General features: G+C 69.4%; 22 protein-coding genes and 3 pseudogenes. 12 read left to right on the forward strand and 13 right to left on the reverse strand.

The window, feature by feature from the left end; translation table 11 throughout:
• Positions 1–24: 24 nt before the first annotated feature.
• The 3 genes from ABZX75_RS29145 to ABZX75_RS29155 all read right to left on the reverse strand — a co-directional run bounded on the left by ABZX75_RS29145 (position 25) and on the right by ABZX75_RS29155 (position 3,554).
• Complete coding sequence (locus tag ABZX75_RS29145; RefSeq protein ID WP_355415698.1) at positions 25–1,371, reverse strand: protein kinase; 1,347 nt, start codon at positions 1,369–1,371, stop codon at positions 25–27.
• 144 nt (positions 1,372–1,515) lie between these two features.
• Positions 1,516–2,172, reverse strand: a complete 657-nt coding sequence (locus tag ABZX75_RS29150; RefSeq protein WP_355415700.1) for a hypothetical protein — start codon at positions 2,170–2,172, stop codon at positions 1,516–1,518.
• A 425-nt stretch (positions 2,173–2,597) separates the two neighbouring features.
• Positions 2,598–3,554, reverse strand: coding sequence for an IS481 family transposase (locus ABZX75_RS29155; RefSeq protein ID WP_355415702.1), 957 nt, complete (start codon positions 3,552–3,554; stop codon positions 2,598–2,600).
• A gap of 507 nt (positions 3,555–4,061) precedes the next feature.
• On the opposite strand from ABZX75_RS29155, the gene ABZX75_RS29160 reads away from it, so the two are divergent.
• Positions 4,062–4,487 carry a hypothetical protein gene (locus ABZX75_RS29160; protein WP_355415704.1) on the forward strand — a complete coding sequence of 142 codons (426 nt, stop codon included), beginning with the start codon at positions 4,062–4,064 and terminating at the stop codon, positions 4,485–4,487.
• Positions 4,488–5,029: 542 nt separating this feature from the next.
• On the opposite strand, the gene ABZX75_RS29165 is transcribed toward ABZX75_RS29160, so the two are convergent.
• On the reverse strand, positions 5,030–5,353 hold the full coding sequence (locus ABZX75_RS29165) for an STAS domain-containing protein (RefSeq protein WP_355415706.1): 324 nt from the start codon (positions 5,351–5,353) through the stop codon (positions 5,030–5,032).
• 156 nt (positions 5,354–5,509) lie between these two features.
• Between ABZX75_RS29165 and ABZX75_RS29170 the strand changes: the two genes are divergently transcribed.
• Together ABZX75_RS29170 and ABZX75_RS29175 are read left to right on the forward strand one after the other, a co-directional pair.
• Positions 5,510–5,896 carry an IS5 family transposase gene (locus ABZX75_RS29170; RefSeq protein WP_355415708.1) on the forward strand — a complete coding sequence of 129 codons (387 nt, stop codon included), beginning with the start codon at positions 5,510–5,512 and terminating at the stop codon, positions 5,894–5,896.
• A 110-nt stretch (positions 5,897–6,006) separates the two neighbouring features.
• Positions 6,007–6,877 (forward strand): annotated as a pseudogene (locus ABZX75_RS29175) (IS5 family transposase).
• Between the two features lie 99 nt (positions 6,878–6,976).
• On the opposite strand, the gene ABZX75_RS29180 reads toward ABZX75_RS29175, so the two are convergent.
• The gene (locus ABZX75_RS29180) at positions 6,977–7,879 is read right to left on the reverse strand and encodes a LysR family transcriptional regulator (RefSeq protein WP_355415710.1); all 903 of its coding nucleotides are present in this window, start codon (positions 7,877–7,879) and stop codon (positions 6,977–6,979) included.
• A gap of 71 nt (positions 7,880–7,950) precedes the next feature.
• Between ABZX75_RS29180 and ABZX75_RS29185 the strand changes: the two genes are divergently transcribed.
• Together ABZX75_RS29185 and ABZX75_RS29190 are read left to right on the forward strand one after the other, a co-directional pair.
• Positions 7,951–8,889 (forward strand): NAD-dependent epimerase/dehydratase family protein, encoded by a 939-nt coding sequence (locus tag ABZX75_RS29185; protein WP_355415712.1) that lies wholly within the window; start codon positions 7,951–7,953, stop codon positions 8,887–8,889.
• A gap of 14 nt (positions 8,890–8,903) precedes the next feature.
• Positions 8,904–9,830, forward strand: a complete 927-nt coding sequence (locus ABZX75_RS29190) for an aldo/keto reductase (protein ID WP_355415714.1) — start codon at positions 8,904–8,906, stop codon at positions 9,828–9,830.
• Positions 9,831–10,279: 449 nt separating this feature from the next.
• Here ABZX75_RS29190 and ABZX75_RS29195 read toward each other — a convergent pair whose 3' ends face one another.
• From ABZX75_RS29195 to ABZX75_RS29210, 4 genes are all read right to left on the reverse strand, one after another.
• A complete protein-coding gene (locus ABZX75_RS29195) occupies positions 10,280–10,846 on the reverse strand; it encodes a transposase (RefSeq protein ID WP_355415734.1) in 567 nt (188 codons plus the stop codon).
• Positions 10,783–11,448: a helix-turn-helix domain-containing protein gene (locus ABZX75_RS29200; RefSeq protein WP_355415716.1), complete on the reverse strand. Its 666-nt coding sequence runs from the start codon at positions 11,446–11,448 to the stop codon at positions 10,783–10,785. Before ABZX75_RS29200 ends, ABZX75_RS29195 begins: the two co-directional genes overlap by 64 nt.
• Before the next feature lie 72 nt (positions 11,449–11,520).
• Positions 11,521–12,810 (reverse strand): alpha/beta fold hydrolase, encoded by a 1,290-nt coding sequence (locus ABZX75_RS29205; protein WP_355415718.1) that lies wholly within the window; start codon positions 12,808–12,810, stop codon positions 11,521–11,523.
• 149 nt (positions 12,811–12,959) lie between these two features.
• On the reverse strand, positions 12,960–13,835 hold the full coding sequence (locus ABZX75_RS29210; RefSeq protein WP_355415720.1) for an META domain-containing protein: 876 nt from the start codon (positions 13,833–13,835) through the stop codon (positions 12,960–12,962).
• Positions 13,836–14,023: 188 nt separating this feature from the next.
• Between ABZX75_RS29210 and ABZX75_RS29215 the strand changes: the two genes are divergently transcribed.
• Complete coding sequence (locus tag ABZX75_RS29215; protein WP_355415722.1) at positions 14,024–14,506, forward strand: cupin domain-containing protein; 483 nt, start codon at positions 14,024–14,026, stop codon at positions 14,504–14,506.
• A 275-nt stretch (positions 14,507–14,781) separates the two neighbouring features.
• Here the strand turns inward: ABZX75_RS29215 and ABZX75_RS29220 are convergent, their stop codons facing one another.
• Positions 14,782–14,982 carry a WbqC family protein gene (locus tag ABZX75_RS29220; RefSeq protein WP_355415724.1) on the reverse strand — a complete coding sequence of 67 codons (201 nt, stop codon included), beginning with the start codon at positions 14,980–14,982 and terminating at the stop codon, positions 14,782–14,784.
• Positions 14,983–15,104: 122 nt separating this feature from the next.
• The gene (locus ABZX75_RS29225; protein WP_355415726.1) at positions 15,105–17,960 is read right to left on the reverse strand and encodes a hypothetical protein; all 2,856 of its coding nucleotides are present in this window, start codon (positions 17,958–17,960) and stop codon (positions 15,105–15,107) included.
• Between the two features lie 273 nt (positions 17,961–18,233).
• Here ABZX75_RS29225 and ABZX75_RS29230 point away from each other — a divergent pair, with 273 nt between their 5' ends.
• From ABZX75_RS29230 to ABZX75_RS29240, 3 genes and pseudogenes are all read left to right on the forward strand, one after another.
• Positions 18,234–18,440: a hypothetical protein gene (locus ABZX75_RS29230; protein WP_355415740.1), complete on the forward strand. Its 207-nt coding sequence runs from the start codon at positions 18,234–18,236 to the stop codon at positions 18,438–18,440.
• Complete coding sequence (locus tag ABZX75_RS29235) at positions 18,437–18,784, forward strand: hypothetical protein (protein ID WP_355415736.1); 348 nt, start codon at positions 18,437–18,439, stop codon at positions 18,782–18,784. Before ABZX75_RS29230 ends, ABZX75_RS29235 begins: the two co-directional genes overlap by 4 nt.
• Positions 18,777–18,956 (forward strand): annotated as a pseudogene (locus tag ABZX75_RS29240) (hypothetical protein); the annotation flags it as partial. The gene ABZX75_RS29235 and the pseudogene ABZX75_RS29240, both read left to right, overlap by 8 nt.
• A gap of 147 nt (positions 18,957–19,103) precedes the next feature.
• Here ABZX75_RS29240 and ABZX75_RS29245 read toward each other — a convergent pair.
• The gene (locus ABZX75_RS29245) at positions 19,104–19,421 is read right to left on the reverse strand and encodes a DUF5133 domain-containing protein (protein ID WP_355415728.1); all 318 of its coding nucleotides are present in this window, start codon (positions 19,419–19,421) and stop codon (positions 19,104–19,106) included.
• A 931-nt stretch (positions 19,422–20,352) separates the two neighbouring features.
• Between ABZX75_RS29245 and ABZX75_RS29250 the strand changes: the two genes are divergently transcribed.
• The 3 genes and pseudogenes from ABZX75_RS29250 to thpR all read left to right on the forward strand — a co-directional run bounded on the left by ABZX75_RS29250 (position 20,353) and on the right by thpR (position 22,812).
• Positions 20,353–21,009: a DUF5701 family protein gene (locus ABZX75_RS29250; protein ID WP_355415730.1), complete on the forward strand. Its 657-nt coding sequence runs from the start codon at positions 20,353–20,355 to the stop codon at positions 21,007–21,009.
• 249 nt (positions 21,010–21,258) lie between these two features.
• A pseudogene (locus ABZX75_RS29255) lies at positions 21,259–21,756 on the forward strand (DMT family transporter); the annotation flags it as partial.
• 429 nt (positions 21,757–22,185) lie between these two features.
• Entirely contained in the window at positions 22,186–22,812 is a 627-nt protein-coding gene (gene thpR / locus ABZX75_RS29260) for an RNA 2',3'-cyclic phosphodiesterase (protein WP_355415738.1), read from the forward strand.
• A gap of 220 nt (positions 22,813–23,032) precedes the next feature.
• On the opposite strand, the gene ABZX75_RS29265 is transcribed toward thpR, so the two are convergent.
• Positions 23,033–23,425, reverse strand: coding sequence for a DUF3662 domain-containing protein (locus ABZX75_RS29265; protein ID WP_355415732.1), 393 nt, complete (start codon positions 23,423–23,425; stop codon positions 23,033–23,035).
• Positions 23,426–23,751 lie beyond the last annotated feature (326 nt).

The raw sequence follows: 23,751 nt of genomic DNA on the forward strand, positions 1-23,751 counted from the left end.
GCCTCCCTCAGGGCGGTGGCTCGATCACCGTCCCTTGTCTTTATTGCCCTTCGCCTTTTCGGGATTGTCCTTGCTCTTTGCCGGCCTCGGTGCCTTCGCCGGGCGGTCACCGCCCGGTTCCTGGGAGTACGAGTCGGCCGGGGTGGCGAACGTCGGGAGTTCCGCAGCGGTGGACGGTGCCGCGACCGGGAGCTCCGGGGTTCCGGACGCCGACTGCGTGGGAATCGGCGGCGCGGGTGACGTCGGTTGGGGGCCTGCACCCTCGGCTTCCTTCGATGCCGGCGGTTGATCGCGGGAGGGCGCGGTGGGAGGTGTCTTCTCGCCTGCCGGAACGCCACCCATCAGGAGCGCGCAGGCGCCGGCGACACTCACCGCCGCCAGGCTCATGACGGCCGCGCGCCGGCGGGCCGGAGTCCTCTTCTCCGTCGGTGCGGGCGGTCCCACGGGTTCAGCGCCGGAGCGGGCGGCGGCGAGGGGCGGCAACGGCGAGCGGTGCGTGGAGGTGTCCGTGCGGGCCGCGCTCACTGAGGCGCGGGATTCCGTTGCGTACGCGATGTCTTGCAGGCGCAGATGGACGCCGGCGGCGTCGGGGCGTGCCTGAGGGTCAGGGTCGGTCATCGCCTTCAGCAGGCGGCCGAGGCCGGTCGGCAGCCCCTCGGGTACCCGGGGCGGATGCAGGAGGTGGGCGGTGCCTGCCTCCACGGGTGTCCCCTGGTAGTCGCGGTAGCCGGTGAGTGCTTCGAGAAGGGTCACTCCCAAGGCGTAGACGTCGCTGGCCGTACTCGCGCCTTGGCCGAGGAGCTGCTCGGGGGCCATGTAGGCGAGAGTGCCGACCAGTGTTTCGGGTGCGCTGTGGGACCGGTCGTGCACGGTCCTGGACAGCCCGAAGTCGGCCAGGTGCGGGGAACCGTCCTCGCGCAGAAGGACGTTGGAGGGTTTCACGTCGTGGTGGATGATGCCGTGGGCGTGTACGTGGTCGAGGGCCGATGAGATCGCGGCGCCGAGCCGTGTCACCTGGACGGGGCTGAGGGGGCCGGCGTCTATCCGGGTGCGCAGGGTGACACCGCGGATCAACTCCGTGACCATGAAGGCGCCTTGGCCGTGGCGGCCGGCGTCGTACACGGTGACGAGGGCGGGGTGGGACAGGCGCGCCAGCGTGCGTGCTTCGTCGCAGAATCGGTCGGCGGTGACCGTGTCCGCGCCGGCGCGGAACACTTTGACGGCTACCTCACGCCCCAGCACCTGGTCGACGCCGCGGGAAACGTCCGCCGTGCCGCCGGACCCTATAGGGGCTTGGAGCCGGTAGCGACCACCCAGCAGGGTGTCGCGTTCGGGCGGCGCTCCGTACGCGGGGACGGGCCGGGCCGGCATGCGGGGTCCTCCTCCACTCGCGGGCAGTGTCGCGCACTTACCCGTCGGGAGCCGCACTACGCACCGGCCTCCGGCAGCGGGCTCGTCCTACCGCTCTGGATAGTCGGGTTGCCGGGCACGTTTGGCAGCTTGCAGGGCGTCACCCTACTGCCGCCACGTGGCGGCTTCCTCTGGCCGGCCGAGGATCTCGAGAACGTAGGCCCGGTGCCAGGCGCCTGCTGGTTCGCCTGCTTCCGCGAGTTGTTTCCAGCACTCTGCGGCTTCCTGCAGGCGGCACTGCCTCAGGAGGAAGTCCCCCAGGGACTCGCGGGCGGACAGGCCGATGTGGCCGGGATCGTTTGTCGCTCTGCGGTACCAGTGTTCCGCTTCAGAGGCCCGTCCCATCTCGTCGAGGACGTCGGCGAGGTCGGACGGCGCCCACGGATCGCCGGTTTCCACGGCTTTCCGGAGCCAGGACTCGCGCTCATCCTGGTCCGCCGCGTACGCATGCATGCTCTGGATCGCTGGGATCCAGCCTGCCTGGGCCGCGCGCCTGCACCAGGACGCCGCCGTGAGGTTGTGGGCCTTGCCGTGCGGGGTCGCGTTCACTGCCCGGTCATGGTGGACGCTCGTCAGGGAGTACATCGCTTCGGCATCACCGGCCTCCGCGGCGGCGAGCAGCCACTTCTCGGCTGGAGCGTTGCCTTCGCTGCCGGTTTCGTAGAGGTACTGTCCGAGCCGTTTCATCGCGGCTACGTCGCCGGCTTCAGCAGCCGGCTCGATCCACGGCTCCAACGGCTCCGGACGCTTCGGTAGTGCCACCTGGTCTCCATCTCGACCTCGTCACCCGGATACCCGGACTTCTCTGATCGCAGTATCCCAACCGGTTGCGGCACCCGCCGAGCAGGCGAATCTCCTCGCCCGCCCGCCCGTCGCTGACGCAAGCGGCCACGCACACGAAAAGAGGTTCCAGCCTTGTGATGCTCGGTTGCTCCTTGAAGGTCAGCTGCTCTTGGATGCTGCGGCGACCGCGTGGGACCTGGCCCGCAAGGCGGTGCTGTACGCGGCCGCCGAGGCGCCCGGGACCGCGGTCGCATTGCTGGGAAGGGAATTGGGAGTGGGACCCGGCTGCGAAAACTCTGCACCTGTGGGTGCCGGGCCCAAACGGCGCCGGACACCGGCGTCTGGTCGCAAGGCTTGACCAGTTCACACTGCCGCTGAGCACGGGCATGACGGGCCCCGGTGTCCTAGGTGTATTGACCGGCAGGGTTGTTCACACAGCTGGTGGGTGGGTTGCCGCCCAGTGCGGTGTGGCAGCGGTGGTGGTTGTAGGTGTGGAGGAAGTCTGCCAGGGCCGCTGTCCGCTCGTCGTTTGAGGTGCAGGGCTGCAGGTAGGCCCATTCGTCGAGGAGTGTGCGGTTGAAGCGTTCGACCTTGCCGTTGGTCTGGGGTCGGTAGGCGCGGGCGAGTTCGCCGGTCGCGCCGAGGCCGGCAAGGGCCTGCTTCCAGGCGAGGCCTTTGCGGTAGGCCCAGGCGTTGTCTGTCAGGACACGTTCGATGCGGGTGATGCCGTGGGTGTGGAAGAACGCGGCCGCGCGGGTGAGGAAGCCCGCGCAGGTCGCTACTTTCTCGTCGTCGTGGATTTCGCTGTAGGCGAGGCGGGTGTGGTCGTCGACGGCGGAATGGACGTAGTCGAAGCCCACCCCGGTCTTGGTGGCCCGGCCGGCCTGGCGGCCCAGGACTTTGTGGCCGCCGCCGTCGGGGATCCTGCCGAGTTTCTTCACGTCGAGGTGGATGAGTTCGCCGGGCCGTTCGCGTTCGTAGCGGCGGATGATCTGGCCGGTGGGACGGTCGAGCCAGGCGAGGCGGTTAAGGCCGTGGCGGGTCAGGATGCGGTGCACGGTCGCGGCGGGCAGCCCGAGGATCGGGCCGATGCTGGCTGGTCCGAGCTTGCGGTCCTGCCTCAGCTGGCAGACCCGGGCCTCGACCGCGGGCACGGTGCGGTGCGGGGTCGAGTGCGGGCGGCTGGAGCGGTCGGCCAGCCCGGCTTCGCCCTCGGCCCGCCACCGGTGCATCCACTTGTGGGCCGTGGCCCGCGAGATGCCCATCTCGGCCGCGACATGCGCGACCGGACGACCAGAGACGACACGTTCGACCAGCAGACGTCTCCCGAAGACGGTCAGCCGGGCGGTACGGTGGGACACGAAGACCTCCGTGCGGTGAGTTCCTAGACAGCTCCCACCACACCGGAGGTCTTCGCCATGTTCAAGACCTACCGCGTGTCAACAACGCTCGTGATCAATACACCTAGCGCCCGGTCTCGCTCCGGTCAGTGGAGAATTGGCTTTGACTTGGCGGGACAAGTTTCCGGCAGTTGAAAGTGTCGCGCATTCGGCGCGACCGCCAGCCCCACTGCGAGACCGACACATCGGGCGCACAGACACTTTAGATCCGGGTCTTCCTCGCCACCGCGAGCTCAGGCAGGCCTTGGCCCTGTCGTTGGGCGAACGCCGCAGGCCGACGTCTGAGGCATCCGCGCCACGGCGAAGCCACCAGCTCCGAGGGCGGTCGGCCCGTGCTGAGAAGCTGAGGCGCGCCGGCATCACGACCGCACTGTTCCGGCAGCCGCGCGGGAACTCGGCGAGGATATGCGGTCGACGAAGGGAGAGCTGTTGCGGCACCATCCGGGGCGAAGGCCGATGTTGAGGAGCATGGTGATAACCCAGGGCGTGAAGATCACAGCGCAGTGCGAGGCATGCAGCGGCGTGTTGATACTCGACACCGGCCAGTTCATCGAACGCGGACGTCTGTGGTGGGGAACCGAGGGGGACTGCCAGTCCTGCCCCGTCGCGTGGTGCGAGCAGGACAGCGGCGACGCGACTCCGGAGGAGATCCGCCAGGCCCTCTTGGCAGAACATGGACCTGCCCGGCTCCGGCTGAAAGAGCCCACGGCGAGTGCAGTGCCCGTCCTTCGCGCTCTTCGAGAGGTGCACGGACTGTCACTGGCACAAGCACTGGCTATGATGGAGGAGTTGAGGACGGCTGGCCTCGTGGGCACGCTCGTCGAGATGGAACTCGTAGCCGCCCGGCTCCGACACCATTCCGTCGAAACGACAATCGAGACATCGTCCAGCTGACTCTCAGGAGCGATCGACACGCCGGACGAGACCCTTTCCGCAGCCGGGACGTCTCCAACCTCCGCGTCAAGGACACTGTCCACATCGCATCGTCCTAGGTCAGGCTCATCCTCATCACGACGGCTCAAGATAAGGGGCGCAAGAGACACATCGCCGTCGACACCCTCGGCCTCCCCTGATGATCACGGTGACACCCGCCGTCATGACCGACCGCGACGCGGCCCGCGAGCTCCGCTGGCGCCTGCGCGTGATGCAGCCGCAGATCACCCAGGTCTAGGCCGACTCACCAGGACGGGCGGGCTTCCAGGGTAGGCGTGCGCAGATGATTTCGCCGCTCCGTGGACCTGCACGACGACCTCTGAGGTACTGCCGTTACCCCGGGCGCAAAACCTGGCCGAGGGCCCGGGCCCGGGAAGACGCTCCGCGCCGGGCCGCGGCCGCTGCTGCCCCGCTGGGCGCGGGGCAGCCATCCGGCAGTGAAATCCGCACGATCCCGGGCGCGCTGCGCCCGGTCCTCGAGGAACTGGCGGAAGCCGGCCAGCTCATAGCGCTCTCCGGTGGCCGAGCCGGGCCCGGGGACGCGGGCCCGGCTCGGCCATGAGCTGCTGAGGCTGGGGCTGCCAGCCGGTGACCAAGACCCGCAGGCCCAGGTACTCCGCACGCCGGTGCAGGTCTAGGAGGTGCAGCAGGCCGTGGGAGTCCATGACCGCGACACCGTGCAAGTCCACCAGGAGATCCCGTTCGCAGGCGGTGACGCTGTTCAGCGCCTGCTGGAGTGTCTCGGCCGCGTCCTCGTCGAGTTCCCCGCTGGCGCTGACCAGGACCGAGCTACCGCAGTGCTGAAGCCCGCACGCGTCGGCGCCCACGGGCCTCCCTCCTGGCGTGGCCCTCCCCCCTGGATCGGTACGAGGCTCGCTGGAGTGCGGGGGACAGGCGAAGCTGCTGCGCTGGCACGCGTACCCGGGGGCCCGGGGCCCAAGGGTCTGTCGTCAAAGTGATCTGGCATTGTGGATCACGGGACCGTGATACGTCACCATGAACTGCCCGATGCCGAGTGGGAACTCGTGCAGCCGTTGCTGTCCCGGCCCTCGTTGGGGCGACCGCGGCTGGACGACCGGACGGTCCTCAACGGGATCGTGTGGAAGTTCAGGACCGGGGTAGCCTGGCGGGATGTGCCCGAGCGATACGGGTCGTGGGCCAGCCTCCACGCGCGTTTCCGCAGGTGGGCGGCGGACGGGACCTTCGAGCGGATGCTTCAGGCGGCGCAGGAGAAAGCAGACGCCGGAGGCGACATCGAGTGGCTGGAATCGGTCGACTCCAGCATCGTCCGCGCCCACCAGCACGCGGCCGGGGCCCGAAAAAGGGGCTCCGAAGCCCCCGGCCCTCGGCCGGTCCCGAGGTTGGGCTGAGGGTGACGCGTAGGCAACTGACCGATGCTCAGTGGAAGTTCATCGAGCCGTATCTGCCGATTCGCAGGTTCGCCCCGTAACCCGAGCGGCTGCGGGAACAATTTGAGGGGGTGACCTGGCGGGTTCCGCTCCAGCGGCCAGTGCCGGGAGATGCCCTCCGCGTTCGGTCCCTGGGCCACTGTCTACGGGCGTTTCCGGGTCTGGCGGGACGCCGGTGTCTTCTCCGCTCTGCTGGAGGGCCTGATCGCCGAGGCGGCCCGCGCGGGGAGAACGGACTTGTCGCTGGTCAGCGTGGATTCCACAACGGTCCGTGCCCACCACGATACCGCCGGGATGCGCGTCGGTAAGGGCCTCATGGAGGCTCTGGAAGAGGCTGCGCGGGGGCAGGAGGAGGCCCGGAAAATGGGGGCTGACCGGAGGAACGGACCGGACAGGCCGAGCGTCGACGCGTCCGACGCAGGCGCAAGCTCCGGCTGAAGGAAGCCCTGCTCGGCAGGTCCCGGGGCGGACTGACCAGCAAAGTCCATCTGGCCGCGGACCGCAAATGCCGTCCGCTCGCGTTCGTCCTGACCGCCGGGCAGGCCGCGGACAGTCCGCAATTCATCCCCGTTCTGCGGAGGGTGCGGGTCCGTCTGCCCGTCGGCCGTCCCCGCAACAGGCCCGGCGCGGTCGCCGCGGACAAGGCCTACTCATCCCGGGGCAACCGCGCCTACCTGGGCAAACGCAACATCAAGGCGGTCATCCCGGAGAAGAAGGACCAGGTCGCCCACCGGAAGCGGAAAGGCGCGAGAGGCGGCCGGCCCGTCAGCCACGACGCCGATCTCTACAAGGAACGGAACACCGTGGAACGCCTGATCAACAAACTGAAGGCCTGGCGCGGCATCGCCACCCGCTATGAAGGCACCCGAGAGCTACCCCGCAGGCCTCCACCTCAGCGCCGCAATGATCTGGATCGACGACCTCCTGAAGGCCGCTGACTGATCACGACGTCAGACAGGCCCTAGCCGCCCATGATCATTCCCGCCGGCCACCGCTGTACCGATGTTCCTCAAGGCCGTCACCGAGGCGGGATCAAAGTCCCTAGGGCTGCTGCACCGCCTGCTCACGAAGGGCTTGGATGAGCGTCGTGACGTGCGGCCGATCCCTGTGGCTGATCGTGGCGATGCCGATGTGCCGGATCGGAGCCGGCGGCTTGATGGGGACGGTGCGTAGGCCGGGGATCTGCGGTGCGTGTGCGATGGAGGGGATCAGGGAGATTCCCATGCCGGCGGCGACGAGGGAGCGGGCGAAGAAGTAGTCGGTGGTGGTGCCGCGCACTTCCGGGTCGAAGCCGGCGCGCTCGGCGTAGCGGCGCAGGTACGCCTCGGTCTTCAGGCAGCCGAGCACCCAGGGCTCGGCTGCCAGCTCGGTGAGGTCGAGCACGTCGCGGTCGGCGAGTCGATGCCTCTCCGGCAGGACGACGTGCAGGGGGTCTTCCAGGAGTGGGGTCCATTCCAGGCTGGAGCCGGGGCCCGGCCCAGCGGGCAGCGGGCCGTCGAAGTGGTAGGCGAGGGCGAGGTCCACGGCGCCCTGGCGGACGAGCGGCAGGGTGTCCTCGGGTTCTCCCTCCCTGACGTGGAGCACGGTGCGGGGATGGGCTGTCATGAGCCGTGTGAGGGCGCCGGGCAGCAGGAGCCTGCCGCCGCTGGTGAAGGTAGCGACGGTGAGCTGTACGCGTCCCGTGCTGAGCTGGTCGACCTGCTGTTTCGCGTGTTCGAGCTCGGCGGCGACGGATTCGGCGGCGCCGACCATGATCTGGCCGGCCGGGGTGAGGGTGACGCCGCGGGTGCTGCGGGCGACGACCTGGGCGCCGAGGCTGCGCTCCAGTGCGGCCACGTGCTGGGAGACGGCCGAGGGGGTGAGGCGCAGGGCGGTGGCCGCCCGGTTGAAGCTGCCGTGCTCCGCCACCGCCCGCAGGACACGGAGCCGCTGCACATCGATCAACAGTTTTCCTTAACCCGTTTCCAGTAAGTCGGCACTTCTGCTGATGACGGTAGCTGTCCAGGATGGAGGGCATGCAAAAGATCTGCGTCATCGGTGGAAGCCGGTACTTCGGAAAGCTCCTGGTGAAACGCCTGCATGCGGCAGGCCACCAGGTCACTGTGATCAACCGTGGCTCCGCCCAGCCGCCCGCCGGTGTCGAGCACCTCGTCATCGACCGGAATGACGAGGCCGCCCTGACGGCCGCGCTCGGCTCCCGCACCTTCGACGTGGTTGTCGATCAGGTCTGCTACACCCCCGTGCAGGCCGCTATCGCCGCCCGCGCCTTCGCCGGCCGCTCCCGGCGCTACGTCATGACCTCCACCATCGAGGTCTACGACCCGGCGACCGCAGCGCTGCCGGCTGTGCCAGCGGGCACGCCGGTACCGGAGGACATCGTGGACCCCGCGACCTGGCTGGTGGCCATGGACCTTCCCTGGCGCGACGACGCGTATCTGGAGGCGCACTACGCCGAGGGCAAGCGCCAGGCGGAGGCCGTCTTCACCCGTGACGGCGCGTTCGCCTTCGCCAGTGTGCGCAGCGCCCACGTGCTCGGCGGCGGCGCCCAGGAATTCACCGGCCGGCTCGCCCACTACGCCGAACGCATCGCCCGAGGCGAAGAGATCACCGTACACGCGCAGGCGCTGCCCACGGTCTTCATCCACTACGAGGAGCTGGCGGACCTGCTGCTGTGGGCGACCACAGCCGACTTCACCGGCCCGCTCAACGCCTGCTCCGACGGCCCGCTGGACGTACACGCCCTCGCCTCGATCATCGCCGCGCAGGCCGGCCGGGAGCCCGTCCACCGGACCGTCCCCGCGGGCGAGGATGCTTCGCCGTTCTCCTTCGACCGCCACTACGCCATGAGCAACGCCCGCGCGAAGGAGCTGGGCTTTCCCTTCTCCCGCACCACCGACTGGCTGCCCGGCGCCGTCGCCGAAGCCCTCACCACCGAGCCGTCACCCACCACCTGAGGAACAGAGCCGCCATGCCGTACCGCACCATCGCAGACACCACCGTCAGCGCCATCGGCCTGGGCGCCATGCCGCTGTCCATCGAGCACCGCCCGGAGCAGGCGCGGGCCATCGCCACCATCCACGCCGCCCTCGACGCCGGCGTCACGCTCATCGACACCGCCGACAGCTACCACTGGCACGCCGGCGAGGCCGGCCACAACGAACTCCTGATCGCCCGCGCCCTTGCCCGCTACGGCGGCGACACCTCCGGCGTCCTGGTCGCCACGAAAGGTGGCCGCGGCTGGCCCGGCGACGGCACCTGGACCGTCACCGCCACCCCCGCCCACCTCAAGCGCGCCGCCGAGGCCTCCGCGAAGCGCCTGGGCGTCGAGGCCATCGGCCTGTACCAGCTGCACAAGCCGGACCCCGCCGTGCCCTGGGCGGAGTCCGTCGGCGCCCTGCGCGAGCTGCTCGACGCCGGCACGATCCGCGCCGCCGGGATCTCCAACGTCACCACCGCACAGATCCGCGAAGCGCACGCGATCCTTGGCGACGGACTCGTCTCCGTGCAAAACCAGTACTCTCCCGCCGTCCGCGACAGTGAGCCCGAGCTGCAGCTGAGCACTGAGCTGGGCCTGGCCTTTCTGCCCTGGAGCCCGCTGGGCGGCATCTCCCGCAGCTCCCTCGACGGCCCCTCCGACCCCACCTCCGCCAGCTCCGCCAGCACCGCCAGCACCGCCTTCCACCGCACCGCCGCCGAGCGCGGCGTCAGCCCGCAACAGATCGTCCTGGCCTGGCTGCTGGCCCGCTCCCCGGCAGTGATCCCGGTACCGGGAGCCAGCCGCCCGGCCTCCATCACCGACTCGGCCAAGGCCGCGGACCTCAAGCTGAGCACGGAGGAACTGGCGCACCTTGAGGACGCTCTTCCCGGCAACCCGAGACAGCGCAAGAAGTGCTGATGAGCGGACACGGCCTGGGCCACGAGCGGCGAGACCCTACAGGCGAGCTTGGACCGTTCGTCGTCGAAGTTGGACAGCCAGTGCGTCACTGCCACCGAAGTTGGACCAGCCTCGCCGAGAGGCCAGGCGGCAGGGTGGGGCACTGGGCCGTGCGTATGGACAGGCCGTGTTAGCAGCCTTGAGCTGGACTTCTTTCTGTGATCGATGTCTGCGGGCGGGCGTGACGCGTGCGCTTCATGTCCTTTAAGGCGTATGGACACGAACACCACTCGCAGAATCGCTGTGCGCTTCGCGTTCGCCGGAGTGCTCGCCCTCACGACCGCTGGCCTGATGCAGGCCGGCCCGGGGACAGGACACCAGGCGGAGGCTCGGGCTATGGAACCGGCCTGTCCTCCGCCGGGCCGAGGCGCATGCTAAGTGGTCGACTCCGGAAGTCCTTCGGGGGTTGATCAGGCTGCCAGGGAGATGGGGGATTCTTCTTGTCGGCGGGTGGGTGTGTGTCGGTCGAGTCTGGCCAGCAGATCGTCCAGGTCACAGGTGGTGAACTTCCACTGGAACGGCTGTGCCGTGGCGTTGTAGCGGTCTTCGAAGGCTCGGATCCGGTCCCGGACCTGGTTGAGGTCCGTGAAGTCGTTGGGTGAGACGACCTTGCGCTGGACGATCGAGAAGACGATCTCGATCTGGTTTGTCCAGGAGGCGTGGACAGGGGTGTGGACCATGACCGCATTCGGAAACGCCTTGGTCAGACGGTCGATGGCCTTCTTCCCCCGGTGGGAGGAGCCGTTGTCGACGATCCAGAAGACGCGTCTGGCGCTCGCGTAGGGCTCGGTGGTCATAACCTGGGTGACCAGGGCCATGAAGGGGACGATGCCGGTCTTCGGCTCGCAGCGGCCGAAGACCTTCGCGCGGTGGCGTCGTAGGCGGCCAGGTAGGCCAGCGCGCCGCCGCGGCCCTACTCGTGGTTGACGCGCATCGCCCGGGCCCGGCCCGGGGCCAGGGTGGGATGGCAGCGGCAGCGGGCCTGGACGGAAGTCTTCTCGTCGCTGGACAGGACGTACTCGTCCGGGCCCAGCGGGACACCATCGAACGTGCGGGCGTACAGATCCAGGAGTCGCTGGGCCTTGGCACGGAAGTCCGGATCGCGGATGAAGATCCAGGACCGGTACTGCCACGGCTGGAGCGCGTCCTCGCGCGGCCAGCGGCGAACCGTGGACGCGGAGACCGTCTCGGTGATCCCGCGCGCGGTCATCTCGGCGGCCATCTCTGGGCGGGACCACCGCGACAACGGCACGCCGGTCTCGGCGGGCAACTGACAGGCCAGCGCCTTGGCCTCGGCGACCTGCACGGGGGTGACACGGGCGGGGCGCCCCGAGCGCTTGCGGTCGGCCAGGGCCGACAGCCCACCATGGGCCAACCGGCCCCGCCAGGCACGAACCGTGTCCAGGTGCAGCCCCGTCTCGTGGGCGATGCGCGCGTTGGAGCGCCCCCGTGCCGCGTGCAGGACGATCTGCGCGCGGACCCGCAGCCGGTGCTCGGTCTTGTGGCCGTAGGCCATCTTCTTCAACCGCTCGCGCTCGGCGGCGGTCGGGACTATCGGGCGGGCCCGGGCAACGGGCATGACAGGCGGGCTGATCGGGAGAAGTGGATCAGGACGGGTCGCACGCCGCCGCATCGACTGATGCGGCAGCATTCACGCCATCCTTGATGACCTCGCCCTGGCCAGCGGGCGGCTCTTGCCGGCGCCGCCGTGGGTCTGCGCTACTTCGCCCGCGTACGTACCCTCACCCAGAAGCAGAAGGTGGACGGTTCGGTTGTGACCGAGGCGTCGCTGATCCGGGAAGCGTGACCACCGACCCTCTGTGGGCTTAATGAGTCCAGGGCGGCGTGATGGTGCTGCCGTCGGCCAGCTTGGCGCTGAGCCCGACACGTGTAGTGACCCACATGTGCGCGGGCTGGTCGGTGGTATTGGCAACCGCCAACTCGGAGCCTGCCGGAGCCACCGCCGCGTCAGCAGCAGGGGCTTGACCTTGCGGTCCATCGGCTTGTTTCCGGGGGAAACCAGCTCGACGACCAGCTGTACGGCTTCGGCGTCGATACTGACCCCGTCCTCGGCGGTCGCGCCGGCGTCGGCGACGACGATGTCCGGGACGACGAGCCCCGACGGCAGGGTCACGTTGATCGCTTCCAGCACCTCGACCGCGGCGCCGGCCGCCTCGGCGGCCGCGTCCAGCGCGACGTGCAGGCGGAAGCTGGCCCGCTGGTGGCACAGGCCCGGAGCGGGGGACATCACGCGGTCCTCGGCGGCCCAGGCGACAAGGGCGGGGCGGTCGAAGGTGCGAAGCGCCTCGGACCAGGCGAGCAGATCGGCCTTCGGCGGGGTACTGAGGACGTATTTGCGCAGGTCGCGGCGTACCTCGGCGGAGCTGACCACGGGCCGGAACCAAGCGTCCATGATCTCGGGCGGCACCGGCCGCTTGGTCATCCAGCCCCAGGTCACCGGGAGTCGGCGCATGGGCTTCAGGCGGAGCAGGTTGAAGGCCAGGGCCAGGCCGCCGGGCAGCCTGGCGGAGGTGACCAGGTTGCTGCCGGGCAGGCCGGGCGGGTAGTTGTCGAAGGCCTCGCAGGAGGTGATGACGAGCCGGCCGATGCGGGCTGCGCGACCGTCGGCGACAAGGCTCTGTGCGCCGCCCCAGTCGTTGAGCACCAGCGTGACATCGCTCAGGTCAAGCCGTTCGAGGAACTCGTCCACCAGCCGGGCGACGCCGAGGATCGACAGATCGGCGTCCGGGCGCATCGGCCGGCGGTGGCCGCCGAGCGGGAGGGTGGGGACGACGCAGCGGAAGTCGTCCCGGAGCCCGGCGACGACGTGGCGCCAGAGCGAACCGTCCATGGCGACGCCGTGCAGCAGGACGACCACGGGGCCGTCACCGCCGGTGTCCTGGTAGTCGATGGTTCCCGCCGAGAGTTCCAGCTCGGGCATGAAGTCCCCCTCTTACGCTCGTGACGATGGACCGGTCGTGCCAAACGCGTGGTGCGGGTCTGTCCAGCGAAACAGTGCGACTCGGTGGTGTTGAGTGAGCGCCGGACGGCGGGGGTCGGCGACGGTCACCGCCTGCTCGGTGCCCCAGGTCAGGGCGATCGCAGTTCGTACCCGGACCTTTGCAGAGAGTCGGCGTCGTGGACGATCGACACGGAGTCGTGGGTGACCGAGTACTGGTAGTCCTTCGGGGGGCCGACGCCCCAGCCCCACCACTTCTGCTGGCGTTTCGTCTCCGGGTCACAGGACTGGTCTGTGGTCAGGCGGAACTCGGAGAGGGTCACCTGCTCACCACGGAACGCGGCGCGGCCGGCGAAGTCGTCGCAGCCGAGCTTGCCGCTGACCGTCCCGTTCTTGCGGAACACGAAGTAGACCTCGTCGCTGTCGCGCGGGCTCAGGAAGCTGTCGCCTGCGATCAGCTGGCTCAGCCGCCACCGTCTGCCGTACAACCCCTCGGGCCACAGGAGCGTGATCCTCACCTGCTCGCCCCGGGGGTTGGTGAGGTCCATGGTGCCGTCGTAGATTGCCGTGACGGAAAGCTGTCCGGTGAGGGCTTTCCGCAGCCGGTCCTCAAAGAAACGGTGCGCCTCCGGGCAGGTGCCGGCATGGTCTGCCGTGGTCTGAGTTTCGGGCAGGGAGACCGTCGACGCCGTCACCGTGACTCGGGCCTGGAAAGGGGCGCAGCCGTCGCTCCCTTCGGCAGTACCGTCATGGTCGAACGTGATCCACGCGCCGGCGTCCGGCGGCCCACTGGTCTTCGTTCCGCCCGAGACCACCCAGTGGATCTTCCAGCGGGCACCCAGGAGCAGGTCTCCGTTCCCACCGGGCCCCTTCGGGGCGGGCGCCTCACTGCCGCCGTATCCCGAGCCGCACCCGGTGCCGACGCCGGCGATCAACGCCGCGAGCAACACGCACGCCGTGACGGGCCGACGGCTCCTGTGCGCCGCGCCGCCCACTGGTGTCTGCATCGCGGTGTACCTGCTCCTCACGGGCCTCGTCGACTCGATGTTGCGCCCAGTGTGCAGCAGAACGCGGTGGAGGGCCGGGGCGGGGTGGGGCGTACGGACAGTCACTGTTGCCCGGGAAGAACGGCATTGGACGGCAGGTTGTGACAGCGGTACACGCACGTGCAGGAGAGACACGGGAGGGGACAGGCATGTCGTATCCGGAGACCCGCTATTCCGGGGACAGGGGTGAGGTCAGCGCGGTGTTCAGGCCCGTAGACACGCCGGCTGACCTGTCGTCGACGAAGGGCGACGCAACGCACTACCTCGCCACGAAAGCGTCCACGAACGGGGAGTTCGGTCTCTACCGGGTGGAGATGAGCGCCGGGGCCGGCGGTCCGAAGACACACTTCCACAAGACCATCTCGGAGTCGTTCTTCATCCTCGACGGGACGGTTCGGCTGTTCAACGGTGCCGACTGGATCGATGCGAAGAAGGGCGACTTCCTGTTCGTGCCGCAGGGCGGCTTGCATGCCTTCCGCAACGCATCGGACGCCCCAGCGGAGATGCTGATGCTTTTCGCGCCAGGGGCACCGCGCGAAGAATATTTCGAAGGGCTGTCGCAGCTCGCCAACGCGACCGACGAGGAGCGTACCGAGTTCTTCATCAAGCACGACTCGTACTTCGTCGAGTAAGACCGGCCGTCAAGTCCGCCGTTCGCGGCACCGTTCGCGAGACCGTCCCGCAAACGGTTTCGCGAACGGATCGCCTTGGTCAGATGCCGCTCCACCGCCCCTCTCAGCTGGTGGCCGCACGTCGCGACGGCGGCGCTGGATGCCGTCCGCCTCGAACGCGCTGCCGACGCCGCCGCGGTGACCGCCGTGTGCAGAAAGACTCCGTGCGGCTTGCCCTGGGGACCCGCAGATCCCCATGGAGCAGGTGGGTGGGGATGGACAGCCACCTCGTCGGTTCAGGGGGCATCCAAGGCGGCAAGGCGGGTGCGGTGCTGGTAGTCGCGGCGGGTGAACTGGACGTCGTCGAGGATGATCCAGGTGTCCGCCGCGAACAGCTTGGCCAGCGTCGTCAGGCGGGGAAACAGGTTGGGCTGGTCGGTCCGGACCCCAGTTCCCGGAGTCGGGGGCGTGAGAGAGCAACGGGGCTTGCGGGACACCGTGGAGGCGCCGGCAGGTTCCTGGCAGCGGCCCATTCCGGTACCCGGCAACCGCGGCCATGGCCAGCGTCGGCACCGGGCGGCCGTCCGCCGCCTTTCGGGCAGCGAACGGCCCGGGCCACTCATTCGTCCGCAGACAGCTCCGCGTCGATCTCCATGGCCGAACGCAGCCGTACGGCCCGGCCGAACAAGTCCCGAATCTCGGGGCACTGTCCGTAGGGATACCGGATGCGCCAGTGCGCGACGACGTACTCCAAGAGGTCGAAGCGACCCGCATGGGCGATCGTCGAGGCGGCCAGCAGACTCTGCCGCACACTGAGCACCGTGGTCGGCGGGTCCTGGTAGTTGTCCTTCCGTACGGTCATCGTGGCCTGCATCGCCAACACCGGCTCGTCGGAGGTGTAGAAGTGCGAGTTGCTGGTCCAACTGGGCAGCTCGACGCCGGAGTCGGGGGTCCAGTCGGCGAAATCGGCCCGCAGTCCGGGCAGTACCGGTACGGGCAGCTCACGCGGCCCGAAGGGACGCCCCGCCAGCACGGCGCTGATCACGGAGGCATCCTTGCTGCTCCCCCGGACGAATTCCTCCCGGGCCAGGCGGGCGTTGAGCCAGGGATCGTCCTGGGCGAGAAGCGCCGGGACGATGACGTCTGCGCGCCGGGACCTGAAGTTCGGGCTGCCCGGCTTCACGATCGGAGGCCGCACGCGGGGGGCGCTCAGCAGCGTGTCCCACACCTGGCGGTCGCCGTGCGCGACCAGGGCTCGCAGCACGTCCGCGCTGACGCTCGTGCGGGCCAGTACGACGCGGGTGGGCACGTCCAGGCCGCCCACGGCGGGACCGACGACGTCACCGGGAGCGAGACCGAGCAGGGCGGCCGGCGCCGCGTGGAGGAAGACGGGCTCTACGGGTAGCTCTGCCGGCGCGGCGTCGAGCAGTTCAGGCAGCGTTCCGTCGAAGCCGGCGGTGAGAAGGCGCACGGCGTTCACCCAGGGGCCGGGGGACCCGCCCAGCCGCTCGCGGACCAGGTCGGCCGCGGAGTCCAGCTCCGGGCCCACGAGGAAGTCGGCGGCAGGCACCACGTCGAGCTGCGCACCGCCCCCGGACAGGCGGACAGCGGTGTCCAGCAGCTGCGGTAGCGGACCCGAAAAGTACCCGGTGAGGCGCCGCAGCGCCAACCACAGCCCCGCCTCGGCCGCCGGATCACCGGCGGCCGCCCGCCCGAAATGCTCCTCGATGATCCGGCCGACGGCTTCGCCTCGTGCGAAGCCGAGGGCGTCCTGTACCGGGCGCACGTACCGCAGTACGTCCTCGGGGCTTACCGCGGGCACCCAGACCGGGGTGCAGTAGTGTCCGGCCGCGAGGTTTCCACGGGTCGGTGTCGTGATGGCGGTATCCCGGTCGGCATACGGCCGCAGCAGGTCGAGCCCGTTGAGCTCGGGATCGGTCAGGACCGCCACAACGTCCGGCGGGCAGTCGGCGTGCGCCAGCAGGACACCGTACTGTTCACGTGCGCGGGTGCGGTGGTGGCGCATCTCCGGATCGGCGAGGCGACTGCGTACGAGATCCCAGTCCACCCGGTACGAGGGGTCGCCGGTGATGGCGCGGCTGGCGGCGGCGAGCTCCGCGTGGGTGAGCAAGCTCAACTGGGAGGGCCTCAGACCCCACTGCAGACGCAGGCCCCAGACGCCCAGTGCCTCGTCCAGGAGGTCCTCCTGCTCCCGGCGCACCGCCGCGGCCGCTTCCAGTGGCTGCACGGAACCCCGGTCCAGCGCGAGCGTAAACGCTTCGCGCACGTCCGCGTCACGGAGGGCGTTGCCTCGTGCGGCCACCAGTGCGCGCAGCTCGTCGACCCGGTCCGCCTCCCACAGCCGTATGCCGGCTGTCAGCTGCTGGTACGGGGTGAGCAGCACGTCCTGGCTCGCGAACGAGGCGCGCAAGGCCTGTAGGACCAGGCCCGGTTCGCGGGAGTCGAAGCACAGCCGCAGCAGGTCTGCGTCCCACAGCGGGGACGCGAGGAGGGCTTGCACGGCGGGGGTGCGCGGAAGCGGGTCCGCGGCGTCCGGTCCGAAGGGACGGCCCTCCAGCAGGGCCAGCCGGATGGCGGGGGCCAGCTCGTATCCCTTGTCCCGTGCCTTGTCGACCAGGCCGGTGAGCAGCCACTCGTTGATCTGAGGATCGTCCCGGAGCAGAAAGGCGCGCTCGATCTCGGCATCATCGTCACTGCCGCGGCGCTTCAGGCGGTAGTCGCCGCCGAACATGCTCTGCCAGACTTGACGGTCGCCGCTGTCGATCAACGGCTGGGCGAGCTCCACTCTGTGGCGCCCGGAGGCGAGCCGGCGCAGCGGCCACGGCGCGATTCGCGCCAGGAGGCGCCGAGGCAGGTCGCCGGGCGCGAGCCGGATCAGCCACGCCACCTCCTTCTTCGGGTCGAAGCGCGCACCCGGGGCCTCGGCGCTGGTGTCGTGGCGTGTGGCGGCATCGAGGAAGGACGGGAAGTCGCCCGTGAAGCCGCTCGCGAGCAGTTGAAACGCCCGTTCCCAGGCCTGCTCGTCGCTGCCCAGTCGGGCTTGTACGCGTCGTTCCACCTCTGGCAACGGCGCACTGTTCGGGCCGGAGGCCTCGAAGCGCCCGATGGGGCCCGCCAGCCACTGAACCTCGATCTCCCCGGCTGCCACGTCCGCATCTCCGGAGCCCGCCGACGCGGTGAGCGCGGGGTCGAGGTCGGCGCGGGCGGCGACGAGAGCGGCCTGGCGGCGGGTCAGTCCCCAGTGTTCGAGGACGGCCGCCACTTCTCCGCTTTCGCCGTGTTCGGCGACCCAGTCGCGCAGCCCCTCCGGGGGCACGTTCCACCGTTGGTGCAGGATGCCGACTCGCCCCCGACGCCCGAGCGCTTCGGCGACCTGCGCCGCGGCGTCCCGTCCGGCGTACTGGAACAGGCGGAGAAACGTACCGTCGGGCTCTTCGATTTCTGGTGTGCTCACGCCATGACACGCTACCCGCCGGAGCCGCCTTGTGGATCATGGGCACCTGCGGGCCGACGGCAGGCGCTCCGGGCACGCCCGGTGAGAGTCCTTGGCTTTGTACACGTCGAAGAGGTTGTGGCACACCTCTTGGGGAGCCGTCGCGGAGTGTTACCTCGGTGTTCGATCGTGAGGGGACTGTTGGCGTGAGACCGCGTACGCCCTGTCGTCCGACAGGCGGAAGTGACGCTCCCTCAGGTGCTTGCCGGTCGATGCTGTGGTCGGCTGTGGACGGTGACGGTGATGGTGATGGTCATGCGGACCGATGCACCGTTCTGGGGCTCGCCGGTGTTCGACGGAATCGACGATGTGGGCGTCGAGGCGGTCACGGCCGCCTTCCGCACGGTCGAGGTGGTAGCGAGAGGCCGCGCGGCCGGGCGGCATGTCCGGACTGCGGCCGCTTCTCGGACCGCGTCCACGACCGTTACCAGCGCAGGCTGAAGGACCTTCCGCTCGCTGAGCAGGGCTTCGTGATCCGGCTGACGGTCCGGCGCTTCATCTGCCGCTACCGGGCCGTCGCCACGGTCCAGGCCGCCGCGGAGCAGGTCCGCGCCTTGACCCGTGGCCTGGGCACCGGTGTACGCCCGGTCGACGACACCACCTGCCGGGTGGACGCCTCGGACGACTCCCTGGTCCGCATCACCCAAACACTGGCGATACTCCCGGCCGCGTACAGGCGTACATCCTGGACGCGGACGAAGCGGTACCGGCATACCTCTGGGCCGCGGCCCAGCGCCTCGTCCGGGCTACCTCGGGGAACGGCGCTTCCTCTGGCGTTGGCGTGATCACCGGCAGGTGATCGACGCGACCGCTTTCAAGTACCGCACCGGAACTCCGCACCGGAACTCCGCACCGGAACTCCGCAAGGGAGTCCCGTGGCGGCATCTGCCGGACCGGTTCGAGAACGGGAACGGGAACGGGAACGGGAAAACGGTCTATGAGCGCCATCGCTGGTCTCCAGCAAGGTGAATCTTGGAGGCTGACCGCCCCGCGAACGGCCAAGCCCCTCGTCGGGGGCTCTGGCACAGCCACCTCAGACTTCGTCCGCGGCCGCCGATGCCCGAGTCCCCCCTGCATCAGTGTTCGGGCGGCATCGCCGCAGTCTCAGGCGGCACGGGGGGCATGCGCTGCGGGTGATGCCTGCGGGTGCGCCTCGGGCTGCCTGTCTGCCGCCAAGATCTCGTCAGCAGCCGCGATCGCATCCGAGATCGATCGGGTGCCTGTCACCACACACAGCGTGTAGGTAACGTCTGCCAGCTCACGTTGCCACGCCGGCACGACCTTCTCCGTGAGCGCGATGCGTGCGCTCGCATAGCGGGCAAGGAGGTTCCGCACACAGCGCGGCTCAGGATTCAACACGACCACAAGTCCCTCCCAGGCACTCTTCAGTGCCGTACGTGTTCCCGCGCAACGCCTCCTCATGCGAGGCGGTGTGGTTCCATCCTCGATGGCGACCCAGCGTTGAGGCCCTTGTTCCAGTGCTTGTAGAGGTCCCGCTTGTATCCCTCACGGTGCTCCGCCTACGGGTAGCCGGTCGATCGCCTCGAACAACGGCAGGGGAGCGCGTACTCAGGCAGGGTCGGCCCGAGCCGCGACCGTTCGTGCTCCGCAGCCTCGCCCAAGCGGGTGCGGAGTGCGCTACCGAGGCGGCGAGGAGGGGGAGAGGGGGCGAACGCGGGAAGACCGCGCAGCGTCAGGTCTTCCGAAAAGCTCCTTGACCGCGCAGGGAGCCGATCGTTCTGGGCTCAGCCGATGGGCACCTTTGCCGCATCCTCAGCACCGGATCAACGGAGGGTAGGGGAGCGCGGCAGGGTGTTTCTCTTCTGCGATCCGCTGCCGGTCCCGGTTCAGCGCATTTCTCGGGCCTCAGGAGAGACAGCCCCGCCGGTGATTGCCGCCGTGTCGGCGACCGAGGCCAGTGAGTACCGGACGGGGGAGCGGGTCGAGCGCGCCGGCAGGTGAAGGCGGGCGACACCGGCTGGCAGTTCAGCACGCAGCGCTCCGTGCGCCATCGGATCCACAGCGCGGGGCGCCCGCGCAGGGCAGCAGCCGACGGGCATGGTGGCGCACCTGTGCGCCGCCATGTGCGTATGCCTCCGGGCTGCACGAGGCACGTTCTGGACGGCAGCCCTGCTTGCTGCCCCCTGGTCCGGGGCGGACTTGCCGACGCGGCCGCCTTCCGGCCATCCGGGAAAACCAGTGTGCCGCCCGTCGCGTAGGCATACCAATGCAGTTGCGTTGCGTAGTTCCGAGGGCTTGGTCTGTCGCGGCACCGCTGCGCCGGGAACACCCCGGTGGGGCGTTTCGTTGGACGTCAGGCCCACTGCTGCGAACCGTGAACCGGGGGAGTGCCTTGCCCGATACCTCGTCTACCGTCACCGTGCCCCCTCTCCCGCCGCTCGCCATCCAGGCAGAGCGCCTGATCGAGCTGGGGGTGCACGAGCTCGCTCGGATACCCGCCGATGACCTGCGCGCCTTCGTCGAAAACGCCGACCGCGCAGATGGTGACGCCCTACTCACCGTCCACCCGGACCTCGCCCCCGCCTCCGTCCTCGCGCCGCTGCTCCACCGCGGCGGCAAGCCCGGCTTCGTCGTCGCCGACATGCCCGACGTCGACCTGTTCGCCCCCTACACCGTCGAGCTGCCCGACGCTCCTCTCTACCTCGTCACCGGCCTCGACCGCGGCGACCGCATGGCCGACTGGAGCCCGCAGGAGGCGCTGCCCGCCCTCACCCAGGAGGACCGCACCCCGCTGCTGCTCACCGAAGGCCTCCACTGGGTGCTCCAGCAGCCGGCGGTCCTCGAGCGGAACCGCTGCTTCATGACCATCGGGTCCCGGCTGCGCAAGGCAAACGGCGCCCTGGACGCCCGCACCCCGGCGATCTGGATCAGCAACGGCACAGGGCGAGACGGCCGCGAGCGACGCAACGCCCCGAAGGTCGGCTGGTGCTGGTGGGGCAACCGCCACACCTGGCTGGGCTTTGCCTCCGGTACGGGCCGCAGGGGCTAGTCGTACGTGGTTACGTAGCTGTTCCGGCACAGAGTTCAGCCCCATCCGGTCTCGATTCGAGCTGATCGGCGCCGTACAGCCAGGGCGCTCAACGGCGTGTCCCGGTGTGGGATCGGGGTGGCACAGGTGGCGGGGATGGGCTGCTGGGCGAGGAACAACGTGTCGGGCAGGGGGTGGAGCGGGGGCTGGATGAGCGGGCGGTCGTCGGTGAGTGAGCGGGCGGCGATGTCGTCGGGGGAAAGCGCTTCCACCTCGGTGCTGGGAGTCGTCTTGTGCCTGCTCGCGGCGGTGGCGTATGCGAGTGGTGTGGTCGCTCAGAAACCTGCGCTCTCCTTCGGGACACCCCTCCAGGTCACTGCGTACAGCTGTCTGCTCGGCGCCGCGGCCTGTCTGCCCTTCGCCGGGCAGCTTGCCACGGAGCTGGCGAGGGCACCGCTGTCGGCGACGCTCAACATGGTTTATCTGGGTGTCGTGCCCACCGCGCTCGCCTTCACCACGTGGACTTACGCCCTGACGCGCATGTCGCCAAGGAAGCGGGGCGCGACGACGTACGCCGTACCGGCCATCGTGGTGCTGCTGAGCTGGGCGCTGCTGGGTGAGGTTCCCGCCTGGCTGATCCTGCTCGGTGGGGTGCTCTGCCTGGTGGGGGTGGTGGTGTCCCGTTCTCGGCCGCGTCCCGCGAAGGGCGCTGCCGAGGCGTCCGCGCAAGGTCCAAGTGAGCGCAGCCGAAGCGTGGGTGGGGGCTGAGGGGGCGGCATGGTCGCTGCCGGAGGGCTTCAGCTCACGGGCCGGAGCCTTCCTTTCGCGGTTTTGGTGTGCGGGGTTTTGATGTGCCGGGTGTGGGCGTGCCGGGGTTCGGACATTGCGGGGCTGCGCCCTTGCCCCGCACGCGAGCAGATTCCGCGGCGGACGTATGCCCCGCATGCCGGGGCTCCGGACCGCATGACAGTATTTACGCCGATACAGGCCTCACCCGAGGCAGCCGCGCGGTCAGCTCAGCTCAGGGCGGCGGGCTGCTACGCCGCAACGCCTGCCCTGCCGACACGCCACCCGCGACCCTGCGCTGACGTCCGGCAGGCGCCGCCACACCCCCTGCTCGCATCGGGGACCGGCGGGGCCGGCGTGCGGGCGGCCGGGCGGTCCGGCGACCGCTGCCCTGCGAGTATGGAACAGAAGATGACCGAGCCGCCCGAACACGGTACGAAGTCCTTCGCGGACGAAAACATGCAGGCTGCGGCCGTTCGCGTGTTCATCGCCCTCGCCCCGCCCGACGTCGCGAAGGAAGAGTTGGCGCGGGAGCTGCGGCCTGCCTACGCCGCCTACCCGCGCATGCGGTGGAACCGCATCGAGGACTGGCACATCACCCTGGCCTTCCTCGGGGAGCTCCCTATTGCAACTGTTTCGCTCCTGCGGCCGCCGCTCGCCGACCTCGCGGTGGCGCGCCGGCCTCTGGAACTGGCCCTGCGGGGCGGCGGGCACTTTGGTGAGCGGGTCCTGTGGAGTGGGATCGGTGGAGATCTGGAAGGGCTGCACCTGCTGGCCGGGGAGGTGCGTGCGGCCGTCGAGGGGTGCGGTGTTGCCTTCGAGGGTCGGCCATTGCGTCCGCATCTGACGCTGGCCCGGGCCCGCCGGGACGATCCGTCGTGCGCGGTGGAGGCTGCTGCTGGGCTCGCCGGATTCGCGGGCCGCTTCTGGCAGGCCGAACGCCTGCACTTGGTCGCCAGTAACGTCGCCCGTGGCCCGGGACCGATCCATTACCGCGATGTCGAAGCGTGGAGCTTCGAGGGCGGGAAGCGGGACTGAAAGCGCCCGCCGGAGGGAACCGTAGCGGCGGAGGTTCACCGGCGGGGAGGGGTGGGATGGCGGCGGCTTGGTCCTATGGCCCTATCCACACTGCCTACGTCCCACCTTCCCCACTTCTCTCACTTCTCGTTTCTGCTTTCTACCTTCTGCTTCCTTCTGCCGGTGTCGCATCCCTGGGGGGGGGCTTGCGCGGAGAGCCTGGTTGTCATTCGCGTATGTGTCAGTTGGTGAATGCTTCGATGCTGATGTGGGGGGTGGGTGTGCTCGTGATGCGGTAGCGGTTGTCGCGGAGGTGTGGGGATGGGCGGAGTCGTACGGTGAGGGGGCCGGCCCACTCGTAACCGCGGGCCTCGCCGTGGCGGGCGAGGGCGTCGGTGAGCAGGGGGCCGATGCGGTGGGCGTGTGGTGCGAGTTTTGTGTGGGTTTCCGGGGGCAGTTCCACTTCGTAGGCGTTGGGTACTACGACGCGGTCGTGGCTGCAGATGACTGCCTGCTGGTCGCATTCATGGCGTAGGGCTTCCAGTAGTTCGACCGGCTCGCGTGGTGACAGTTTGGCGAGCAGTGCGTTTTCCCACTGCTCGACGGCGTTTTCCCAGTGGCGGAGAGCGTTCATGGGGACGCGTTTGCCCGCGGTCGGCCCGGTGTATCCGGGGTCTGTTCCGCCTGCGACATGGCGGAGGGTGGGTGCGGGTCCTTCTTGGCTGCTCAGGTGGGGTTGGGGGAGAGCAGCTGACTGTGGCTCACGGGCGCTGTGGCTGTCGGGGTTTGGGTGGGGTGGTTGGGGGAGGGGGTGTGGTCGGCTGTGTGGGTTGGTGGGTGTGGGGGGGTGGTTCTCTGGTGCGGGTGGGTGTTGGGGTGTGGTGGGGGTTGGGTTGATTAAATACGGACCTTCTGGTTGGTTTTAGGGGGTGGGTGGGTTGGGTGGGGGTTGTGGTTGGT

The sequence above is a fragment of the Streptomyces sp. NPDC003038 genome, assembly GCF_040611115.1.
Classification (GTDB): Bacteria; Actinomycetota; Actinomycetes; order Streptomycetales; family Streptomycetaceae; genus Streptomyces.

Coding starts and splice junctions, on each gene's coding strand:
- ABZX75_RS29145 (WP_355415698.1), bottom strand. CDS start 1,371: ATGCCGGCCCGGCCCGTCCCCGCGTACGGAGCGCCGCCCGAACGCGAC.
- ABZX75_RS29160 (WP_355415704.1), top strand. CDS start 4,062: ATGGTGATAACCCAGGGCGTGAAGATCACAGCGCAGTGCGAGGCATGC.
- ABZX75_RS29185 (WP_355415712.1), top strand. CDS start 7,951: ATGCAAAAGATCTGCGTCATCGGTGGAAGCCGGTACTTCGGAAAGCTC.
- ABZX75_RS29190 (WP_355415714.1), top strand. CDS start 8,904: ATGCCGTACCGCACCATCGCAGACACCACCGTCAGCGCCATCGGCCTG.
- ABZX75_RS29200 (WP_355415716.1), bottom strand. CDS start 11,448: ATGCCCGTTGCCCGGGCCCGCCCGATAGTCCCGACCGCCGCCGAGCGC.
- ABZX75_RS29205 (WP_355415718.1), bottom strand. CDS start 12,810: ATGCCCGAGCTGGAACTCTCGGCGGGAACCATCGACTACCAGGACACC.
- ABZX75_RS29210 (WP_355415720.1), bottom strand. CDS start 13,835: ATGCAGACACCAGTGGGCGGCGCGGCGCACAGGAGCCGTCGGCCCGTC.
- ABZX75_RS29215 (WP_355415722.1), top strand. CDS start 14,024: ATGTCGTATCCGGAGACCCGCTATTCCGGGGACAGGGGTGAGGTCAGC.
- ABZX75_RS29245 (WP_355415728.1), bottom strand. CDS start 19,421: ATGAGGAGGCGTTGCGCGGGAACACGTACGGCACTGAAGAGTGCCTGG.
- thpR (WP_355415738.1), top strand. CDS start 22,186: ATGACCGAGCCGCCCGAACACGGTACGAAGTCCTTCGCGGACGAAAAC.
- ABZX75_RS29265 (WP_355415732.1), bottom strand. CDS start 23,425: ATGAACGCTCTCCGCCACTGGGAAAACGCCGTCGAGCAGTGGGAAAAC.